This is a genomic window from Aeromonas sp. sif2433 (genome assembly GCF_019218705.1).
GTDB classification, from domain to species: domain Bacteria; phylum Pseudomonadota; class Gammaproteobacteria; order Enterobacterales; family Aeromonadaceae; genus Aeromonas; species Aeromonas encheleia.
This window is the reverse complement of record NZ_JAHUXD010000010.1, coordinates 90,298-106,455: the sequence shown is the minus strand read 5'-3', so window position 1 is coordinate 106,455 and position 16,158 is coordinate 90,298. Positions and strand designations below refer to the sequence as shown.

The 16,158-nt window shown below is 64.2% G+C and carries 16 protein-coding genes; 6 read left to right on the top strand and 10 right to left on the bottom strand.

Going from position 1 to position 16,158, the window contains the following annotated elements:
* Positions 1 to 32 precede the first annotated feature (32 nt).
* The 4 genes from KW825_RS15860 to KW825_RS15845 all read right to left on the bottom strand — a co-directional run bounded on the left by KW825_RS15860 (position 33) and on the right by KW825_RS15845 (position 4,928).
* A complete protein-coding gene (locus KW825_RS15860; protein WP_218329749.1) occupies positions 33 to 1,376 on the bottom strand; it encodes an NCS2 family permease in 1,344 nt (447 codons plus the stop codon).
* A 263-nt stretch (positions 1,377 to 1,639) separates the two neighbouring features.
* Entirely contained in the window at positions 1,640 to 1,975 is a 336-nt protein-coding gene (locus KW825_RS15855; protein WP_218329748.1) for a hypothetical protein, read from the bottom strand.
* 146 nt (positions 1,976 to 2,121) lie between these two features.
* Entirely contained in the window at positions 2,122 to 3,789 is a 1,668-nt protein-coding gene (ettA, locus tag KW825_RS15850) for an energy-dependent translational throttle protein EttA (RefSeq protein ID WP_042654228.1), read from the bottom strand.
* Positions 3,790 to 4,121: 332 nt separating this feature from the next.
* Positions 4,122 to 4,928 carry a lytic transglycosylase domain-containing protein gene (locus KW825_RS15845; protein WP_218329793.1) on the bottom strand — a complete coding sequence of 269 codons (807 nt, stop codon included), beginning with the start codon at positions 4,926 to 4,928 and terminating at the stop codon, positions 4,122 to 4,124.
* A 393-nt stretch (positions 4,929 to 5,321) separates the two neighbouring features.
* Between KW825_RS15845 and KW825_RS15840 the strand changes: the two genes are divergently transcribed.
* From KW825_RS15840 to KW825_RS15830, 3 genes are all read left to right on the top strand, one after another.
* Positions 5,322 to 6,062, top strand: a complete 741-nt coding sequence (locus KW825_RS15840; protein ID WP_218329747.1) for a glycosyltransferase — start codon at positions 5,322 to 5,324, stop codon at positions 6,060 to 6,062.
* A gap of 207 nt (positions 6,063 to 6,269) precedes the next feature.
* Positions 6,270 to 6,635: a lipid-A-disaccharide synthase N-terminal domain-containing protein gene (locus KW825_RS15835; RefSeq protein WP_218329746.1), complete on the top strand. Its 366-nt coding sequence runs from the start codon at positions 6,270 to 6,272 to the stop codon at positions 6,633 to 6,635.
* Positions 6,625 to 8,304, top strand: a complete 1,680-nt coding sequence (locus KW825_RS15830) for a glycosyltransferase family 39 protein (protein ID WP_256353879.1) — start codon at positions 6,625 to 6,627, stop codon at positions 8,302 to 8,304. The genes KW825_RS15835 and KW825_RS15830 overlap by 11 nt, the downstream gene beginning before the upstream one ends.
* A 67-nt stretch (positions 8,305 to 8,371) precedes the next feature.
* Here KW825_RS15830 and KW825_RS15825 read toward each other — a convergent pair whose 3' ends face one another.
* Both KW825_RS15825 and KW825_RS15820 read right to left on the bottom strand, forming a co-directional pair.
* Positions 8,372 to 9,370, bottom strand: coding sequence for an NAD-dependent epimerase (locus tag KW825_RS15825; RefSeq protein WP_218329745.1), 999 nt, complete (start codon positions 9,368 to 9,370; stop codon positions 8,372 to 8,374).
* Positions 9,367 to 10,710, bottom strand: coding sequence for a UDP-glucose/GDP-mannose dehydrogenase family protein (locus KW825_RS15820; RefSeq protein ID WP_218329744.1), 1,344 nt, complete (start codon positions 10,708 to 10,710; stop codon positions 9,367 to 9,369). The genes KW825_RS15825 and KW825_RS15820 overlap by 4 nt, the downstream gene beginning before the upstream one ends.
* A gap of 305 nt (positions 10,711 to 11,015) precedes the next feature.
* On the opposite strand from KW825_RS15820, the gene KW825_RS15815 reads away from it, so the two are divergent.
* Entirely contained in the window at positions 11,016 to 11,624 is a 609-nt protein-coding gene (locus KW825_RS15815) for a YitT family protein (RefSeq protein ID WP_218329743.1), read from the top strand.
* Between the two features lie 131 nt (positions 11,625 to 11,755).
* On the opposite strand, the gene KW825_RS15810 is transcribed toward KW825_RS15815, so the two are convergent.
* The 3 genes from KW825_RS15810 to KW825_RS15800 are packed head-to-tail and all read right to left on the bottom strand — an operon-like array spanning position 11,756 to position 14,433.
* On the bottom strand, positions 11,756 to 12,550 hold the full coding sequence (locus KW825_RS15810; protein WP_218329742.1) for a heme ABC transporter ATP-binding protein: 795 nt from the start codon (positions 12,548 to 12,550) through the stop codon (positions 11,756 to 11,758).
* 15 nt (positions 12,551 to 12,565) lie between these two features.
* The gene (locus KW825_RS15805) at positions 12,566 to 13,597 is read right to left on the bottom strand and encodes an iron ABC transporter permease (protein WP_218329741.1); all 1,032 of its coding nucleotides are present in this window, start codon (positions 13,595 to 13,597) and stop codon (positions 12,566 to 12,568) included.
* Positions 13,594 to 14,433, bottom strand: a complete 840-nt coding sequence (locus KW825_RS15800) for a hemin ABC transporter substrate-binding protein (RefSeq protein WP_218329740.1) — start codon at positions 14,431 to 14,433, stop codon at positions 13,594 to 13,596. The genes KW825_RS15805 and KW825_RS15800 overlap by 4 nt, the downstream gene beginning before the upstream one ends.
* A gap of 167 nt (positions 14,434 to 14,600) precedes the next feature.
* Here KW825_RS15800 and hutX point away from each other — a divergent pair, with 167 nt between their 5' ends.
* On the top strand, positions 14,601 to 15,113 hold the full coding sequence (gene hutX, locus KW825_RS15795; RefSeq protein WP_218291762.1) for a heme utilization cystosolic carrier protein HutX: 513 nt from the start codon (positions 14,601 to 14,603) through the stop codon (positions 15,111 to 15,113).
* A complete protein-coding gene (hutZ, locus tag KW825_RS15790) occupies positions 15,110 to 15,667 on the top strand; it encodes a heme utilization protein HutZ (protein WP_042654216.1) in 558 nt (185 codons plus the stop codon). The genes hutX and hutZ overlap by 4 nt, the downstream gene beginning before the upstream one ends.
* Before the next feature lie 71 nt (positions 15,668 to 15,738).
* On the opposite strand, the gene KW825_RS15785 is transcribed toward hutZ, so the two are convergent.
* On the bottom strand, positions 15,739 to 16,143 hold the full coding sequence (locus KW825_RS15785; RefSeq protein ID WP_042654215.1) for a hypothetical protein: 405 nt from the start codon (positions 16,141 to 16,143) through the stop codon (positions 15,739 to 15,741).
* Positions 16,144 to 16,158 lie beyond the last annotated feature (15 nt).

Genomic DNA, 16,158 nt, shown 5'->3' with positions numbered 1-16,158 from the left:
GAGACTGGCATTTTTGTTTGCGTCATCGGCGCTTAGTGGGCGTCGATCCAGACGAACTTCAGCACGAACAGCAAGGCGACCACCAGCACGCAGGGGTTGATCTCGCGCCAGCGACCGGTACCCGCCTTCATCACGCAGTAGGAGATGAAGCCCACGGCGATCCCCTCGGTGATGGAGAAGCTGAACGGCATCATGACAGCGGTCATGAAGGCCGGCACCGCCTCGGTCAGGTCTTCCCACTTCACCTTGGTCAGCTCGGAGCACATCAGCACGCCCACGTAGATGAGGGCGCCAGCCGCGGCATAGGCCGGCACCATGGCGGCGATGGGGGAGAAGAAGATCGCCAGCAGGAACAGCACGCCTACGACGATGGCGGTCAGGCCGGTGCGACCACCGACGGCGACGCCCGAGCTGCTCTCGATATAGGCGGTCACCGAGGAGGTGCCCATGAAGGCGCCACCCACAGAGCTGATGCTGTCGACCACCAGCGCCTGCTTCATGCGCGGGAAGCGACCCTGCTCATCGGCCAGCTTGGCGCGGGTAGTGACCCCGATCAGTGTGCCGGAGGAGTCGAACAGGTTGACCAGCATGAAGGAGAAGATGATCCCCGCGAGACTGATGTCCAGCGAGCCCATCAGATCCAGCTGACCAAACACCGGGGTGATGCTCGGCGGCATGGAGACGAAGCCCTTGAAGGTCACGTCGCCAAACAGCCAGCCCAGGGTGGTGGTGACCACGATGGCGATCAGCACGGCGGAGTGCACGCCGCGGGCGGAGAAGATGCAGATCAGGAAGAAGCCGAGAAAGCCCAGCAGGCAGGGCAGGGAGGTGAGGTTGCCCACCGTCACCATGGTGGCCGGGCTCGCCACCACTATGCCGGCGTTGTGCAGACCGAGCAGGGCGATGAGCAGGCCGATGCCGGCGGTGATGCCGACCCGCAGGGTGAGCGGAATGTTGGCGATCAGCCAGTAGCGCACCCGCAGCAGGGTGAGGATCAGCAGACCCAGCGCCCCCCAGAAGATGGTGCCCATACCGACCTGCCAGGAGTAGCCCATGCCAGCCACCACCACGAAGGCGAAGAAGGCGTTGAGGCCCATGGCGGGAGCCAGGGCGATGGGCAGGTTGGCCAACAGGCCCATCAGAATGCTGCCTATGCCGGCGATGAGGCAGGTGGTGACGAACACCGCCTGGGTATCCATGCCCGCGTTGGAGAGGATCTGCGGGTTGACGAATACGATGTAGACCATGGTCAGGAAGGTGGTGATGCCGGCGATGACCTCGGTGCGGGCCGTGGTGCCATGGCCTCGCAGGGCAAACAGGCGCTCAAGCAATCCTTGCCCGGCGGCCTGGCTGGCAGCTTGGTGTTGTTGATTCATGTTGGATTCCAATGGGTGACGTGAAATAAGCAGCAGGCGAACGGCCAATCCCATCCATGCGGGGTAAATGGCCCTGTTTCTGGCGACTGAGTGACCAGACTCGTCCTGATACCGTGACAGCGCGCACATTTTCACACAGGCGGCGCCGTTTACAAACCCCGGATCTGCGAGACGGATCAATGAATAGAGCAAAAATTCAAACGTTTGCCATTTGAGCGAAAAAAATGGAACTCGATAGAGGCCGTTTGCCATCGGGGGAAGGTTCAGAGCGTCTTGAAGTAGCGCTCGACCAGCTGGGCCAGCATGGCATCGCTGCGCTCCTGCAGAGTGGCCAGGGTCAGGCCCATGCGCTGCAGCAGCAGGCTGGCCTGCGCCTCGCTCAGCTTGCGCCCCTCGAAGAGGAACTCCTGCTCGGGCAACTGCTTGTCATGGCGCGGCAGCAGCACCCAGCTCAGCCGCTCGGGCTCGAGGGCGGCGAAGACCCGGCCGGCGGCGGTGCAGAAGGTATCTATGTGTACCTTGCCATCCGGCCCGAGGCAGCCGGGTTCGATCCGGATCTGGATGGTGAGTCTCTTCGCGGTAGGGCTGGTCTGGGTCATCGGTTGGCATCGGTAGGGGGACGCGGGGAGATTGTAAGCAAAAGGCAGCAAAAAGGGGAGCCTGGGCTCCCCTTGTCACGCGTTCTGATGCACTTGTATAGCTGGAGCGGTGCGGTTGGGCCACCTCGCTCCATCACAAGGCTCACTTACTTGGTGATGCGTTTGTACTTGGCTCGGTGTGGTTGCACCGCGTCGGCACCATAGGTCTTCTTCTTCCACTCTTCGTATTCGGTGAAGTTGCCTTCGAAGAAGGCGATCTTGCCCTCGTCCTGGTAGTCCAGGATGTGGGTGGCGATACGGTCGAGGAACCAGCGATCGTGGGAGATGACCATGGCACAGCCCGGGAACTCCAGCAGGGCGTTCTCCAGGGCGCGCAGGGTCTCGATGTCCAGATCGTTGGTCGGTTCATCCAGCAGCAGCACGTTGCCGCCGGTCTGCAGCAGCTTGGCCAGGTGCAGACGGCCACGCTCGCCACCGGACAGCTCGCCGACCCGCTTCTGTTGATCGGCGCCCTTGAAGTTGAAGCGGCCGATATAGGCGCGGCTCGGGAACTCGTAGCTGCCGATGCGCAGGATATCCTGACCGTCGGCCACTTCTTGGAACACCGTCTTCTTGTCGTCCATGCTGTCGCGGAACTGATCCACCGAGGCCAGCACCACGGTATCGCCCAGGGTGATGGCGCCGGAGTCCGGCTGCTCCTGACCCGACATCATGCGGAACAGGGTGGACTTACCGGCCCCGTTCGGTCCTATGATGCCGACGATGGCTCCCTTCGGAATGGAGAAGGAGAGATCGTCGATCAGCTGCCGATCACCGTAGGACTTGCACAGGTTCGCCACGTCCACCACCTTGTCGCCGAGGCGGGGTCCTGGCGGAATGAACAGCTCGTTGGTCTCGTTGCGCTTCTGGTAGTCGTTGGTATTGAGCTCCTCGAAGCGAGCCATACGGGCCTTGGATTTGGCCTGACGACCCTTCGGGTTCTGACGCACCCACTCCAGCTCTTTCTCGATGGACTTGCGACGAGCCGCCTCTGAGCTGGCTTCCTGCGCCAGACGCGCATCTTTCTGCTCCAGCCAGGAGGAGTAGTTGCCTTCCCAGGGGATGCCCTCGCCGCGGTCCAGCTCCAGGATCCAGCCCGCCACGTTGTCGAGGAAGTAGCGGTCGTGGGTGATGGCCACCACAGTGCCCTCGTAGTCGTGCAGGAAGCGCTCCAGCCAGGCTACGGATTCCGCATCCAGGTGGTTGGTCGGCTCATCCAGCAGCAGCATGTCCGGCTTCTCCAGCAGCAGGCGGCACAGGGCCACGCGGCGGCGCTCACCACCGGAGAGGTGCTGGATCTTGGCGTCCCAGGCCGGCAGGCGCAGGGCATCGGCCGCACGCTCCAGCTGGTTTTCCATGTTGTGACCGCCCTGGGCGGCGATGATGGCCTCCAGCTCGCCCTGTTCACGGGCCAGCTTGTCGAAGTCGGCATCCGGGTCGGCGTAGGCCGCATAGACCTCGTCCAGGCGAGCCATGGCGCGTTTGACGTCGCCGACCGCCTCTTCGACCGCTTCGCGGACGGTCTGCTCCGGATCCAGCTTGGGCTCCTGGGGCAGGTAGCCGATCTTGATGCCGGGTTGCGGACGGGCTTCCCCCTCGATCTCGGTGTCGATCCCCGCCATGATGCGCAGCAGTGTTGATTTTCCAGACCCATTCAGGCCCAATACGCCAATCTTGGCGCCCGGGAAGAAGGAGAGGGAGATGTTCTTGAGAATATGACGCTTGGGCGGCACGACCTTGCCGACCCTGTTCATGGTGTAAATAAATTGAGCCATTGGCTAATTCTCTTCCTTTTCAGCAGCTTAATGTCTTGGCATTAACAGACTGATGTCGTGGTGGGGCCTGGTCGGCGCAGGCCAACCCGGTTCCAAAAAACCAGTCGATTGTAAACCAATGGGAAGGGGGCGGCAAAGTGGCCAGCCGGTTGCCCCTCCCGGGCGGGAGAGCCCGGGGCAGGGGGAGGGGGAGTGCCACTGTGGCGGGTAGCTCGCTGGGAAAGGGGTCTGGAGCACCGGCTTAATTTTTCCTTAAGCCTGAGTCGATAGGATTCGGTCTGGACTGTGGAGTCCCTCTCCGGATGGGGCCGGCCCCGCTCCGACGAGCGTTATCAGCGTGGCGGCCGAGCCTCCTTGGGTTGCTTGTGTCCGGAGTAATAGAGCACCCGCTGCACATACTCCTGGGTCTCCTGATAAGGGGGGACGCCACCGTAGCGGACCACGGCCTGTTCACCGGCGTTGTAGGCGGCGCTGATCCTGACCCAGTCAGGGCCGAACTGTTTCTCCAGCCATTTCAGATAGATCATGGCGCCCCGGATGTTTTGTTCCGCATCGAACGGCCGGGTCACGCCGAAGCGTTGCTGGGTCTCGGGGATGAGTTGCATGACGCCCTGCGCCCGTTTGGGTGAGACGGCGAGGCTGTTCAGATTCGATTCGGCGATGGCGATGGCCAGTGCCAGCTGGGGATTGACCTTGTGGCGCTGAGCCGCCTGACGGATGAGAACCGCCAGCCGCTGTTTGGTGATGGACTGCCTGGCCAGGTAGCTATCCTGATCGAAGGGGGTCGAGGGGCGTATCCAGGGGGCCCCCCCGCCGCCACCGACGCCGCAGGTGCCGAGCGGCGCATTACCCACCCGCTCGTTGTAATAGCGGGCGGCCTGCTGGTTGCCGAGGCGCATGGCCATGGCGAGGTAGGCATTGGCGTGGCGGGTGTTGCGGATGTCCTGTGGTCCGCGGGCCAGCAGGCGGCCGATGCGAAAGTAGGCTTCCGGGTTGCCGAGGCTGGCGGCGGTGCAGTAATAGGCGATGGCCTGTCGCGGGTTGCTGCGCTCCATGGCGGCGCCCTGGCGCAAGGCGCCCATCGCCTTGGGGGCCTGGCGAAACGACTCGGCATGGGGTGCTGTCGTGGTCAGCAGCATCAGGAGTCCCCAACCCCAAGTGCAGAGTCTCTGCATGATGGATACCTCGTATTGGCATCCGGAAGATATAGGTCCGATATGGGGTGACCGCCAGCCAGGGGATGGAACATGTGGTTATGTGCTCAGTCATCAGAGATGAAAACGGTATGGAACTTTTAGCTAAGAGGAAAATATCTGATCGGGTTGTGCCATGACGGGCAGCTAGGCTGGCCCGATGGTGGAAATCATGTTGCTTTATTAGAGTTGATGGATTTATCAGTTCCGGGGTAATAAACTGCCATCATTGCCCTCTAACACCTTGTATTTACATGATGTTAACTAAGCTGTTGAGACAATTTGCACGGTGCAGGCAACAGCATGGGTTGCATCCTTTGTCATAGTCGGGAAGCTCATATGGTTGATTCAATCGATGTATCTGTAGTGGTGCCCGCCAAGGATGAGCGGGACAATCTGGCTCCCCTCATCGGTGAGATTGATGCCGCCCTGGCAGGGAAATACGACTACGAACTGATCTACGTGGATGATGGCAGCGAAGACGACAGCTATGCCGTCCTGTGCGAGCTGAAGGCGCGCTTCCCCCGGTTGCGGGTAGTTCGCCATGGCAAGGCCGTCGGCCAGAGCATGGCGGTGCTCAGTGGCGTGCGCCATGGTCGCGGTGACTGGCTGGTGGTGCTCGACGGGGACGGGCAGAACGATCCGGCCGACATTCCCGCCATGCTGGAGGAGGCCAAGCGCCGTTTCGCGACAGACAAGAACCAGGTGGGGCTCATTGGCCACAGGGTCAATCGCCGTGATGATTGGGTCAAGCGGCTCTCCTCCAGGCTGGCCAACGGTTTTCGCGATCTGCTGCTGCGTGACGGCATCCCGGATACCGGCTGCGGTCTCAAGGTGGTGCGACTCGACTGGTATCTGCGTCTGCCCGGCTTCAACCACATGCACCGCTACATTCCGGCCCTGATCCAGGCTCAGGGGGGCCGCATGTCACCCTGGCCGGTCAACCACAGGCCGCGCCAGGCGGGCGTCTCCAAGTATGGGGTCTGGAACCGGCTCTGGGTCGGGCTGGTGGACGTGGTCGGCGTTTGGTGGCTGCAACGCCGTTCCAAGGTGGTCGAGGTAAGGGAGATCCTCGAGTGATGGCTACCTTGTTCTTCATGTCGTTGGACTGGTGCAATGGGTCCAGACCGCATCTGGCCGGTTTGCATCCCATTGAAGATCCCTGGCGGGAGTGCCTCATATGAGCGATACCCTGCTTTCGATGCCGTTGGACTGGCTGGTGAATGGCACCGGACTGCATCTGGCCGGCTTGAACCGCATTGAAGATCCCTGGCGGGAGTGCCTCATATGATCGATGCCCTGCTCTCGATGCAATTGGACTGGCTTGACTGGACCGGTCTGCATGTCACCGGCTGGAAGATCATCGGCTACACGGGGGCACTGATGTTTGGCGGCCGCTGGCTGGTGCAGTTCGTCGCCTCCAAACGTGCCGGCCGACCCGTCATCCCCCGGATGTTCTGGTACATGAGCGTGCTCGGCAGTCTGATGACCCTGAGCTACTTCGTCTTCTCGCCCAAGCAGGACTCCGTCGGCGTGTTGCAGAATCTCTTCCCCACCTTCACCGCCCTCTACAGCCTCTATCTGGATATCCAGCACCGGGGCTGGAAGCGGGACAAGCTCGTCAATGACAATGAGATCCGCCATGGTAAATGACCGCTCACTGCTCAATCAGAGCTCCCTCGGCTGGCTGCTGCTGATCGCCCTGATCGTGCTGGGGGCCGGCCTCGGCCTGCGGGACCCCTGGCCCGCCGACGAGCCGCGCTTCGCCCTGATCGCCAAGGAGATGGTGGAGAGCGGCCAATGGCTCTTCCCCATGCGTGGCGGCGAGATCTATCCGGACAAGCCCCCCATGTTTATGTGGGGCATCGCCATCGGCTATCTGCTGACCGGTTCCATCAAGGTGGCGTTTCTGCTGCCCTCCCTGCTGGCGGGTCTGCTGACCATACTGCTGGTGTGGGACATGGGCCGCCGCCTGTGGAACCCGGCGACGGGCTTCATGGCCGGGCTGCTGCTGCTGTTCACCGTCCAGTTCACCCTGCAGGCCAAGACGGCCCAGATCGATGCGCTGGTGACCTTCTTCATCACCCTCGGAGTCTACGGCTTCGTCCGCTTCCTGCTCTGTGACGGCGGCTGGCGCTGGTACTGGCTCGGCTGGTTTGCCGCCGGGCTCGGCATCATCACCAAGGGGGTGGGGCTGGTGGCCCTGCTGATCCTGCTCCCGGCAATCTGGACCCACAGGGAGAAGATCCGCGCCGCCTCCCGTGCCGACTGGCTGAAGGCACTAGCGGGGCCGCTGTTCATGCTGCTGGCCATCGGCCTGTGGCTGGTACCCATGCTGCTCGCCGTGGCCCAGAGCGGGGATCCCATACTGCAGGCCTATAGGGACAACATACTGCTGCGCCAGACGGTGACCCGCTACGCGAACGCCTGGCATCACGTCAAACCCTTCTGGTACTACCTCACCTCGGTGATCCCGCCGTTCTGGTTGCCGCTCTCCCTGCTGCTGCCCTGGCTGGTGCTGGAGTGGCGCAAGGCGGTGCAGGGGCAGGACAGGCGCATCATACTGCTGCTCGGCTACCTGGTGCTGGTGGTGCTGTTCTTCTCCCTGTCGCCGGGCAAGCGCGGCGTCTATGTCACGCCGGGCACCCCGGCGCTGGCGCTGCTGACCGCCCCCTTCATCGGCACTCTGCTGACGCGGGTCTGGCCGGGTCGCCTGTTGGGCGGGCTCGGCTGGTTGCTGGGGATAGTAGGGTTGGGGGGCGCGCTGGCACTGGCCTTCAGTGACAAGCTGGCGAGCAAGCTGGGCGAACTGGGGCCCGCCCCCTGGATCCCCCTGCTGGCGCTGGGGGTGGCCCTGCTGCTGATCAACGCCCTGCTGCGGCGGGCGCCGCTCAGCGCCATCTTCTGCTCGCTGGCGGTGGGTTGGCTGATCTACTCCACCTGGATCTGCGTGCGGCTCAACGACATGCGCACGCCGCAAGGGGTGATGGCACTGGCGGCCCAGAAGGTGCCGGCGGGCGACGAGCTGCTGCTGGCTGGCTTCAAGGAGCAGCACCTGCTGTTCAGCCAACAGCCGCTGCGCCACTACTCCTACCAGATGCCGGACGGGGAGCAGGCCCGCGAGGCGGCGGCCTGGGTGGCGGCCGCTCCCGGACGCTGGATATTGGGGGCCGCCGATCTGATGGTGCTGTGCTTCGAGCCCAACAAGATGGAAAACCTCGGCAATCGCCATCGCACCGATTGGCTGCTGGCGGGCGCGGACGCCATCAAGCCGGCATGCCAGGGGTTGACCCCCAAGCTGGAACCGTTCAGCTATCCCTGAGGCCGGGACCTAGCAAGAGGGGCTGCCAGTGGCAGCCCCTCTTCATTTTCAGCCCGTTGATTCGCGGTCAGACCCCATAGTAGGCCTTGTACCAGTCGACGAAGCTGGCGACCCCCTCAGGCAGTGCCACGCGGGGCCTGTAGCCGGTGGCATCGAACAGCGCCTCGGTATCGGCCCAGGTCGCCAGCACATCCCCGGGCTGCATGGGCAGCAGGTTGCGGATGGCCCGCTTGCCGAGCGCCGCCTCGATAGCCTCAACGAAGTCGATGAGCCGCACCGGGCTGCCATTGCCGATGTTGAAGAGGCGGTAGGGGGCCGGGCTGGTGTCAGCCGCCCCCTGCCAGCTCGGGTCGCCCTGGGGAGGCCTGTCCGCGACCCGGATCACCCCCTCCACAATGTCGTCGATGTGGGTGAAGTCCCGGCTAAGCGCACCCTGGTTGTAGATGTCGATGGGCTCATCGCTCAGGATGGCGCGCACGAACTTGAACAGCGCCATGTCGGGCCGTCCCCAGGGGCCGTAGACGGTGAAGAAGCGCAGGCCAGTGGTGGGCAGTCCGTAGAGGTGGGAGTAGGAGTGGGCCATCAACTCGTTGGCCTTCTTGCTCGCCGCATAGAGGGAGACGGGGTGATCCACCCCGTCCGAGGTCTTGAACGGCATCTGCTCGTTGAGACCGTAGACAGAGCTGGAGGAGGCGTAGACCAGGTGCTGCACCCCGTGATGACGGCAGCCCTCGAGGATGGTGAGCGTGCCGTTCAGATTGCTGTCGGCATAGGCGAACGGATTGTCCAGCGAATAGCGCACCCCGGCCTGGGCCCCCAGGTGGATCACCCGATCGAACCGCTCGCGGGCAAACAGCGCCGCCATGACGGGGCGATCGGCGAGATCGCACCGCTCGAAGCGAAAAGCGGGCAGTGGCAGCAACAGTGCCAGCCGCGCCTCCTTCAGGCTGACCTCGTAGTAGTCGTTGAGGTTGTCGATGCCGACCACCTGATGGCCGTCGCGACAGAGCCGCTGCGCCACATGGAAACCGATGAAGCCGGCGGCGCCGGTGACCAGATACTTCATCGTGTCTGCTCCAGGCTGTCGCCACGGCCGATGGCATAGTAGGTGAAGCCGCGCTGGTGCAGGCGGGCCGGATCATAGAGGTTGCGGCCGTCGATGATGACGGCCTGCTTCAGGGTACGCTGAACAAGCTCGAAGTCCGGGGCGCGGAACTGCTGCCACTCGGTGCAGATGAGCAGGGCGTCCGCCCCCTTGAGCGCCGCCTCCTGGGTGCCGCACAGGGTCAGATCGTCGCGCAGGCCATAGAGGTGCTGGGCCTCGGTCATGGCCTGGGGATCGAACGCCTGTACCTTGCCGCCGGCGGCCCAGATCGCCTCCATCAGCACCCGGCTCGGCGCCTCCCGCATGTCGTCGGTGTTGGGCTTGAAGGCCAGTCCCCAGAGGGCGAAGGTGCGCCCCGTCAGATCGGCGCCGAAGTGCTGCTGCAGGCGCTCGATGAGCTTGTGTTTCTGGCGATCGTTGACCCGCTCCACCGAGCGCAGCAGGGGCGCATCACAGCCGATCTCGCCCGCGGTGTGGATCAGCGCCTTGACGTCCTTGGGGAAGCAGGAGCCGCCGTAGCCGCAGCCGGGATAGATGAAGTGGTAGCCGATGCGCGGATCGGCGCCTATGCCCTTGCGCACCGACTCGATGTCGGCCCCCAGCTTCTCCGCCAGATTGGCCATCTCGTTCATGAAGGAGATCTTGGTGGCCAGCATGGCGTTGGCGGCGTACTTGGTCAGCTCGGCGCTGTGCAGGTCCATGTGGATGATGCGATCCCGATTGCGGTTGAAGGGGGCGTAGAGCTCCTCCAGCAGGGAGAGGGCATGGGCGGAGTCGGTACCTATGATGATGCGATCCGGCCGCAGGCAGTCGGCCACCGCGGCCCCCTCCTTGAGGAATTCCGGGTTGGAGACCACCTCGAGCGGGAAGTCGACGGCGCGCTCGCGCAGTATGCCGGCGATATGCTGGCGTACCCGGCTGGCGGTGCCGACCGGCACTGTGCTCTTGTTGACCACCACCTTGCTGCCCTGCATCAGGCGGCCTATGGTGCCGGCCACCGCCAGCACGTGCTGCAGATCGGCCGAGCCGTCCTCATCCGGCGGGGTGCCGACCGCAATGAAGATAAGCTCGGCGAAGCCCACCCCCTCGGCCACATCCGTGGTGAAGTGCAGGCGGCCGGCCTGATGGTTGGCCTGCACCATGGGGGCGAGGCCCGGCTCGAAGATGGGAATGATGCCCTCTTTGAGGCGCTCGACCTTGGCCGCATCCACATCCACACAGGTCACCCGGTGACCCATCTCGGCCAGCACGGCGGCCTGAACCAGCCCCACATAACCTATCCCGAATACGGCGACTCTCATCTGCTGTTGCTCCTTGATGCAGGCAGTTGCAAGGCATCCATTCTAGAACGATTCAGGGCGCCGGGCAGCGGCTTGTGTCTGGTTTTTCAGGCTGGAGTCAGGCTCGGGCAGGGGAGTGGGGGATTTTGGTGCAAGGGTTGTAACGCAGCGCTGACGCGCACCATTTTGGGGCGTCCGAGCCCGCTCTTGTGATCTGGCTCACTCAAAATGGACACTGTGGCCATAACGAAGCCCTGACCACTGGGCTCGCGCCCGCCAGACTGGGCCAGAAGACACTCTTTTCACTTCGCTATTGGACACCGGTTATGGATAACACCCCCCGCTCCGTGCATCCGCTCTATGAGGATGTGCTCGCCCTGCTGACCGCGGCAGGCTTCGTCTCACTCGGCATCTTCCTGTTTCACCAGGTCGGGCTGCTCACCGGCGGCACCGCCGGCCTGGCGCTGCTGCTGCAGCAGGTCACCGGCCTGAGCTTCGGCCTGCTGTTCTTCGGCATGAACCTGCCGTTCTATGCCCTGGCCTGGCTCAGGATGGGGCCACGCTTCACCCTCAATACCTTCGCCTCGGTGGCGGCGGTCTCCTTCATGACGGATCACCTCAACGCCGTGCTGCAGATCGGCAAGATTGACCCCGCCTACGCGGCGCTGATCGGGGGTACCCTGATCGGCATGGGGCTGCTCATCATGTTCCGCCACAAGTCGAGCCTGGGTGGCTTCAACATCCTGGCGTTGTTCATCCAGGACAAGTGCGGCATCCGGGCAGGCAAGCTGCAAATGGGGCTGGATTGCACCATAGTCATCGGCTCCTTCTTCGTGGTCTCCCCCTGGCTGCTGGGGCTCTCGGTGGTCGCGGCCATCATCTGTAACCTGGTGTTGACACTCAATCACAAGCCGGGCCGCTACCAGATCGCCTGAGCAGACATCAAGGCTGACGTGCAATGACAAGTCGGGTCGTCACCAGATCGCCAGATCAGCCCCATCAGCAGAAACAAACAGAGCGCCCAAAGGCGCTCTGTTTGTTTCTGCATTTCGCTGGCAATTAGCGGTCACACCACCATGGGCAGGCCGGTGTCAGGGTGGTGCAGCACCTGGGCCGGGTAGCCATAGAGGCGGGCGATGAGCTCGGGGGTGAGCACCTCGGTCGGGGCGCCGTCTGCCATCAGCCGGCCTTGCTCCAGCATCACCAGCCGATCGGCGTAGCGGGCCGCCAGGTTCAGATCGTGCAGCACCACCAGCACCGCGGTGTTGCGGCCGGCGAGGGCGCGCGCCATGGTGAGCAGCTGATGCTGGTACTTGAGATCGAGTGCCGAGGTGGGCTCGTCGAGCAGCAGCAGGCGGGGGGCCTGTGGCTCGTCCGGCGCTTGCCAGATCTGGGCCAGCACCCGGGCAAACTGCACTCGCTGGCGCTCCCCGCCCGACAGGCCGGGATAGAGGCGGCCGGCCAGGTGTTCGACCCCCGCATGGGTCATGGCGGCCTGCACTATCTCGTCACGACGGCTGCCGGGTTCGGCGTGGGGCAGTCGCCCCATGGCCACCACCTCCTCACACAGGAACGGGAAGCTGAGGGACGAGCTCTGGGGCAGCACCCCGAGCCGGTGGGCCAGCTCGGTGCCAGCCCAGGCCTGCCGGGCGCGGCCAAACAGGTGGATCTCGCCGCCATATTCCAGCTCGCCGGTCAGGCACTTGAGCAGCGAGCTCTTGCCCGCCCCGTTCGGGCCGAGCAGGGCGGTCAGGGTACCGGACTGCAGCGACAGGCTGAGCCTGTCCAGGATGGGGCGCCCCCCCCGGCACAGGTTGACATCCTGACAGTCGAGCAGGGGCGATGGGGATGATCCGGGCAAGATGACAGTCTCCTGTTACAGCGTCTGGCGACTCTTGACCAAGAGCCAGATGAAGAAGGGGGCGCCGAGCAGGGCGGTGATGATGCCGACCGGCAGCTCGGCCGGGGCCAGCAGGGTGCGGGCCAGCATGTCCGCCCCCAGCAGCAGGGCGGCACCGAGCAGGGCCGAGAGCGGCAGCAGCCGGACGTGGTTGGGGCCGGCCAGCAGTCGCACCAGGTGGGGGACCACCAGGCCGACGAAGCCGATCATGCCCGCCACCGCCACCGCCACGCCGACCCCGGCGGCGGTGAGCAGGATGAGCCGCCGCTTGAGGGATTGCACGTTCACTCCCAGGTGGCGCGCCTCGCCCTCGCCCAGCAGCAGGGCATTGAGGGGGTTGGCGTCGCGCATGAACAGCAGCAGCAGCGCGACCAGGGTCGCCAGCGCCAGCGCCACGTCCACCGGCTTGCCGGCGGCCAGGGAGCCCATCTGCCACAGGCTGAGGTTGCGCAGCATCTGATCGTCGGCCAGGTAGGTGAGCAGCCCGATCACAGCACCGGACAGAGCCGTGATGGCGACCCCCGCCAGCAGCATGACGGTGACCGAGGTGCCTCCCTCGCGGGTGCCCAGCAAATAGACAAGCGTGGTGGTCAGGGCGCCGCCGAGGAAGGCGAGCAGGGGCAGCAGACCGAGACCGAGCAGGCTCTGCAGCTGCTGGCCGAGGGGGGCCAGCAGCACTATGGCCAGGGCGGCGCCCAGCGCCGCACCACCGGAGACCCCTATGATGCCGGGATCGGCGAGGGGGTTGCGAAACAGCCCCTGCATCACGGCGCCACAGAGACCGAGGATGCCCCCCACCGCGATGCACAGCAGGGTGCGGGGCAGGCGGATCTCTTGCACTATCAGCAGCTTGTGCGCCTCTATCCCGCTCTCTGCGCCGGCGAACAGGGCCTGCAGGCTCTCGGCTAACGACAGGGACATGGGCCCGGTCGCGAGCGAGCCGACCAGTAGTAGCGCCAGGGCACCGCAGGTGAGGCCGAGCAGCCAGGGCAGTGGCAGACGCATCATGAACCCTGCCGGATCCACTGGGCGATCTGGTTGGCCTGTTGCAGGGAGCGCAGGCTGAGGCCCCCTTGCAGGGCATGACCGTCGATGGCGTGGATGGCCCTGTTCTTGCCCGCCGGGGTGGCGGCCAGCGCCGGCACCTGGGCCAGCACGCTGTCGACGTTCTGATATTGTTGCCAGTCACGGCCGCTCACCAGCACCAGGTCCGGCTGCAGCTCGATCAGGGATTCGGTGGAGACGGGCTTGTAGTCGTGCAGCTGGGCCACCGGGTTGACGCCGCCGGCCAGGGTCACCAGGGCGCTGGCGGTGGTGTTGCCCCCGGCGATGCTGGTGGGTTGGCCCTTGTGCAGCAGCAGGAAGGCGACCCTGAGCGGCTTGTTCTGTCTGGCCTGGGCCGCCAGCTGGTCGCTCTGGCTGGCGATTTCGGCCTTCAGCTTGGCCCCCGCGGCCGGGTTGTCCAGCAACTGGGCCAGGGTATCGATCCGCTGGTTGAGGTTATCCAGCGTCGGCGCCGTGGCCATGACCTCGACCTTGACGCCGGCGCGGCGCAGCTGATCCAGTGTAGAGTTGGGGCCCATCTCGTCGCTGCCGACCAAACGGGTCGGTGCCAGACTCAGGATCCCTTCGGCGGCCAGGGCGCGGTGATAGCCGACCTTCGGCAGTCCCTTGGGCTCGGGGCTGCTGACATCGGTGGCGATCAGGCTGGACTCGCCGCCGAGCGCCAGGATCAGCTCTGTGGTGGCCGGGCCGACGCTGACGATGCGCTCTTGCGCCATGGTGGACAGGGAAAGGGTGGCGCAGCTCAGCAGGCTGAGTGCGAGGGCAAGGCGACGGCCCATGCGACCTCCGAAGGGTAAATGAAGTGGAATTGCCGCCGAGAATATCAAGCCTAGATGGAAAATGCACTGATAATGAAAGCGATTATCAATTGCACTTGAGGCTCTGCTTTATTACAGTATTCGCCGCGAGACTGAGCACAAGAATCAGATCATCCAAGGGAGAACCGATGAGCATTGCACAACGCATTCATGAGCTGCTGGCACAAGATCCCGGCGCCCATCCCTCCAGCATTGCCGCCCAGCTGGCGGTCAGCGAATGGGAGGTGGTGCGCCACCTGCCCGCCGAGCTGGTGACCCTGGTACCGGGCGAGCAGGCCGAGGCCCTGCTGGCGGATCTGGCCAGCTGGGGTCAGGTGACCACCATCGTCGAGTCCGACGGCTCCATCTTCGAGGTGAAGGCGCCTTTCCCCAAGGGCAAGACGGCCCGTGGCTACTACAACCTGATGGGCCGCGATGGCGAGATGCACGGCCACCTCAAGCTCGACAACGTGGTCCAGGTGGCCCTGGTCAGCAAGCTGTTCATGGGCAAGGAGGGGCACTCTTTCCAGTTCTTCGGCCACAGCGGTCGCTGCATTTTCAAGGTCTATCTGGGACGTGACGAACAGCGTCAGCTGTTGCCGGCTCAGGTGGAGCGTTTCATGGCCCTGCGCCGCCAGTATCAAGAGGAAGTCAAAGCATGAGTGAACGTCAGGAACGTCTGCAGAACCGTCTGCAACCGGAGATCCGCGAGTTTCGTGACGGTTGCCGTACCCTGCAGCTCGCGACCGTGGACAGCGAAGGCAACCCCAATGCCAGCTACGCCCCCTTCGTGCTGCAGGAGGACGGTTACTATGTGCTGATCTCCGAGATCGCCCGCCATGCCCGCAACCTGCAACAGGTGCCCAAGGTATCGCTGATGCTGATCGAGGACGAGACAGGTGCCCGCGAGCTGTTCGCCCGCAAGCGTCTGACCTTCGATGCGGTGGCCGAGGTGGTGGCGCGGGATGACGAGCGCTGGAGCCAGGCGATTGCGGCCCTGGAGGGGCGCTTCGGCGAGATCGTCAAGGGGTTGTCCAACCTCAAGGACTTCGTGCTGTTCCGCCTCAAGCCCGAGCAGGGCCTGTTCGTCAAGGGCTTCGGCCAGGCGTTCCGGGTCTCCGGCGACGAGCTGGTGGACTTCGTACACCTGGTGGAAGGCCACAAGCGCGTCGACAACGGCGCCGAGTTGACCAGCGAGACCGACGCACCGGTCTGATGCTGGACTCACGAGATGCAAAACGGGCAGCCTGGGCTGCCCGTTTTTTTATGGGTTTGAACCGTGCTGACTCAGTCTTGCCAGGAGGCCAGATTGGGGAAGCCGAGCCGATCGGCCTGGGTGGCGGTCTCGTTGCACTCGCCCCGGATCTTCCAGGAGGTCTGGCTGAGGACTATGTAGCCACTGTGGCAATATTTGCGCTCGGCCAGGGTCTCGGTCAGCTGCTCGTCCTGCAGGGCCTCGCGGCGCTCCAGCAGGCTCTTGCTGTTGCGGCTGAGCCGGCTGTCATCGTCCTGCAACCGGCTCGGCAACTCCTCGAACGGGGCGGCCTCGAAGGTGAAGCGCTTGCTCCCCTCTTCGTTGATATGGGTGCGAAACAGGGGCGCAGGGCCATCCGGTGCCACCCCCGGCAATCCGGAGCAGGCCGTGATCGCCGGTAACAACAGCACAAGGGCAACGGCAGACAATAGACGCACACAAGACTCCAATCA

Excerpts from the sequence above, each read along its gene's own strand:
- KW825_RS15860 (WP_218329749.1), bottom strand. The coding sequence starts at position 1,376 with ATGAATCAACAACACCAAGCTGCCAGCCAGGCCGCCGGGCAAGGATTG.
- KW825_RS15855 (WP_218329748.1), bottom strand. The coding sequence starts at position 1,975 with ATGACCCAGACCAGCCCTACCGCGAAGAGACTCACCATCCAGATCCGG.
- ettA (WP_042654228.1), bottom strand. The coding sequence starts at position 3,789 with ATGGCTCAATTTATTTACACCATGAACAGGGTCGGCAAGGTCGTGCCG.
- KW825_RS15845 (WP_218329793.1), bottom strand. The coding sequence starts at position 4,928 with ATGCTGCTGACCACGACAGCACCCCATGCCGAGTCGTTTCGCCAGGCC.
- KW825_RS15840 (WP_218329747.1), top strand. The coding sequence starts at position 5,322 with ATGGTTGATTCAATCGATGTATCTGTAGTGGTGCCCGCCAAGGATGAG.
- KW825_RS15835 (WP_218329746.1), top strand. The coding sequence starts at position 6,270 with ATGATCGATGCCCTGCTCTCGATGCAATTGGACTGGCTTGACTGGACC.
- KW825_RS15830 (WP_256353879.1), top strand. The coding sequence starts at position 6,625 with ATGGTAAATGACCGCTCACTGCTCAATCAGAGCTCCCTCGGCTGGCTG.
- KW825_RS15825 (WP_218329745.1), bottom strand. The coding sequence starts at position 9,370 with ATGAAGTATCTGGTCACCGGCGCCGCCGGCTTCATCGGTTTCCATGTG.
- KW825_RS15820 (WP_218329744.1), bottom strand. The coding sequence starts at position 10,710 with ATGAGAGTCGCCGTATTCGGGATAGGTTATGTGGGGCTGGTTCAGGCC.
- KW825_RS15815 (WP_218329743.1), top strand. The coding sequence starts at position 11,016 with ATGGATAACACCCCCCGCTCCGTGCATCCGCTCTATGAGGATGTGCTC.
- KW825_RS15805 (WP_218329741.1), bottom strand. The coding sequence starts at position 13,597 with ATGATGCGTCTGCCACTGCCCTGGCTGCTCGGCCTCACCTGCGGTGCC.
- KW825_RS15800 (WP_218329740.1), bottom strand. The coding sequence starts at position 14,433 with ATGGGCCGTCGCCTTGCCCTCGCACTCAGCCTGCTGAGCTGCGCCACC.
- hutX (WP_218291762.1), top strand. The coding sequence starts at position 14,601 with ATGAGCATTGCACAACGCATTCATGAGCTGCTGGCACAAGATCCCGGC.
- hutZ (WP_042654216.1), top strand. The coding sequence starts at position 15,110 with ATGAGTGAACGTCAGGAACGTCTGCAGAACCGTCTGCAACCGGAGATC.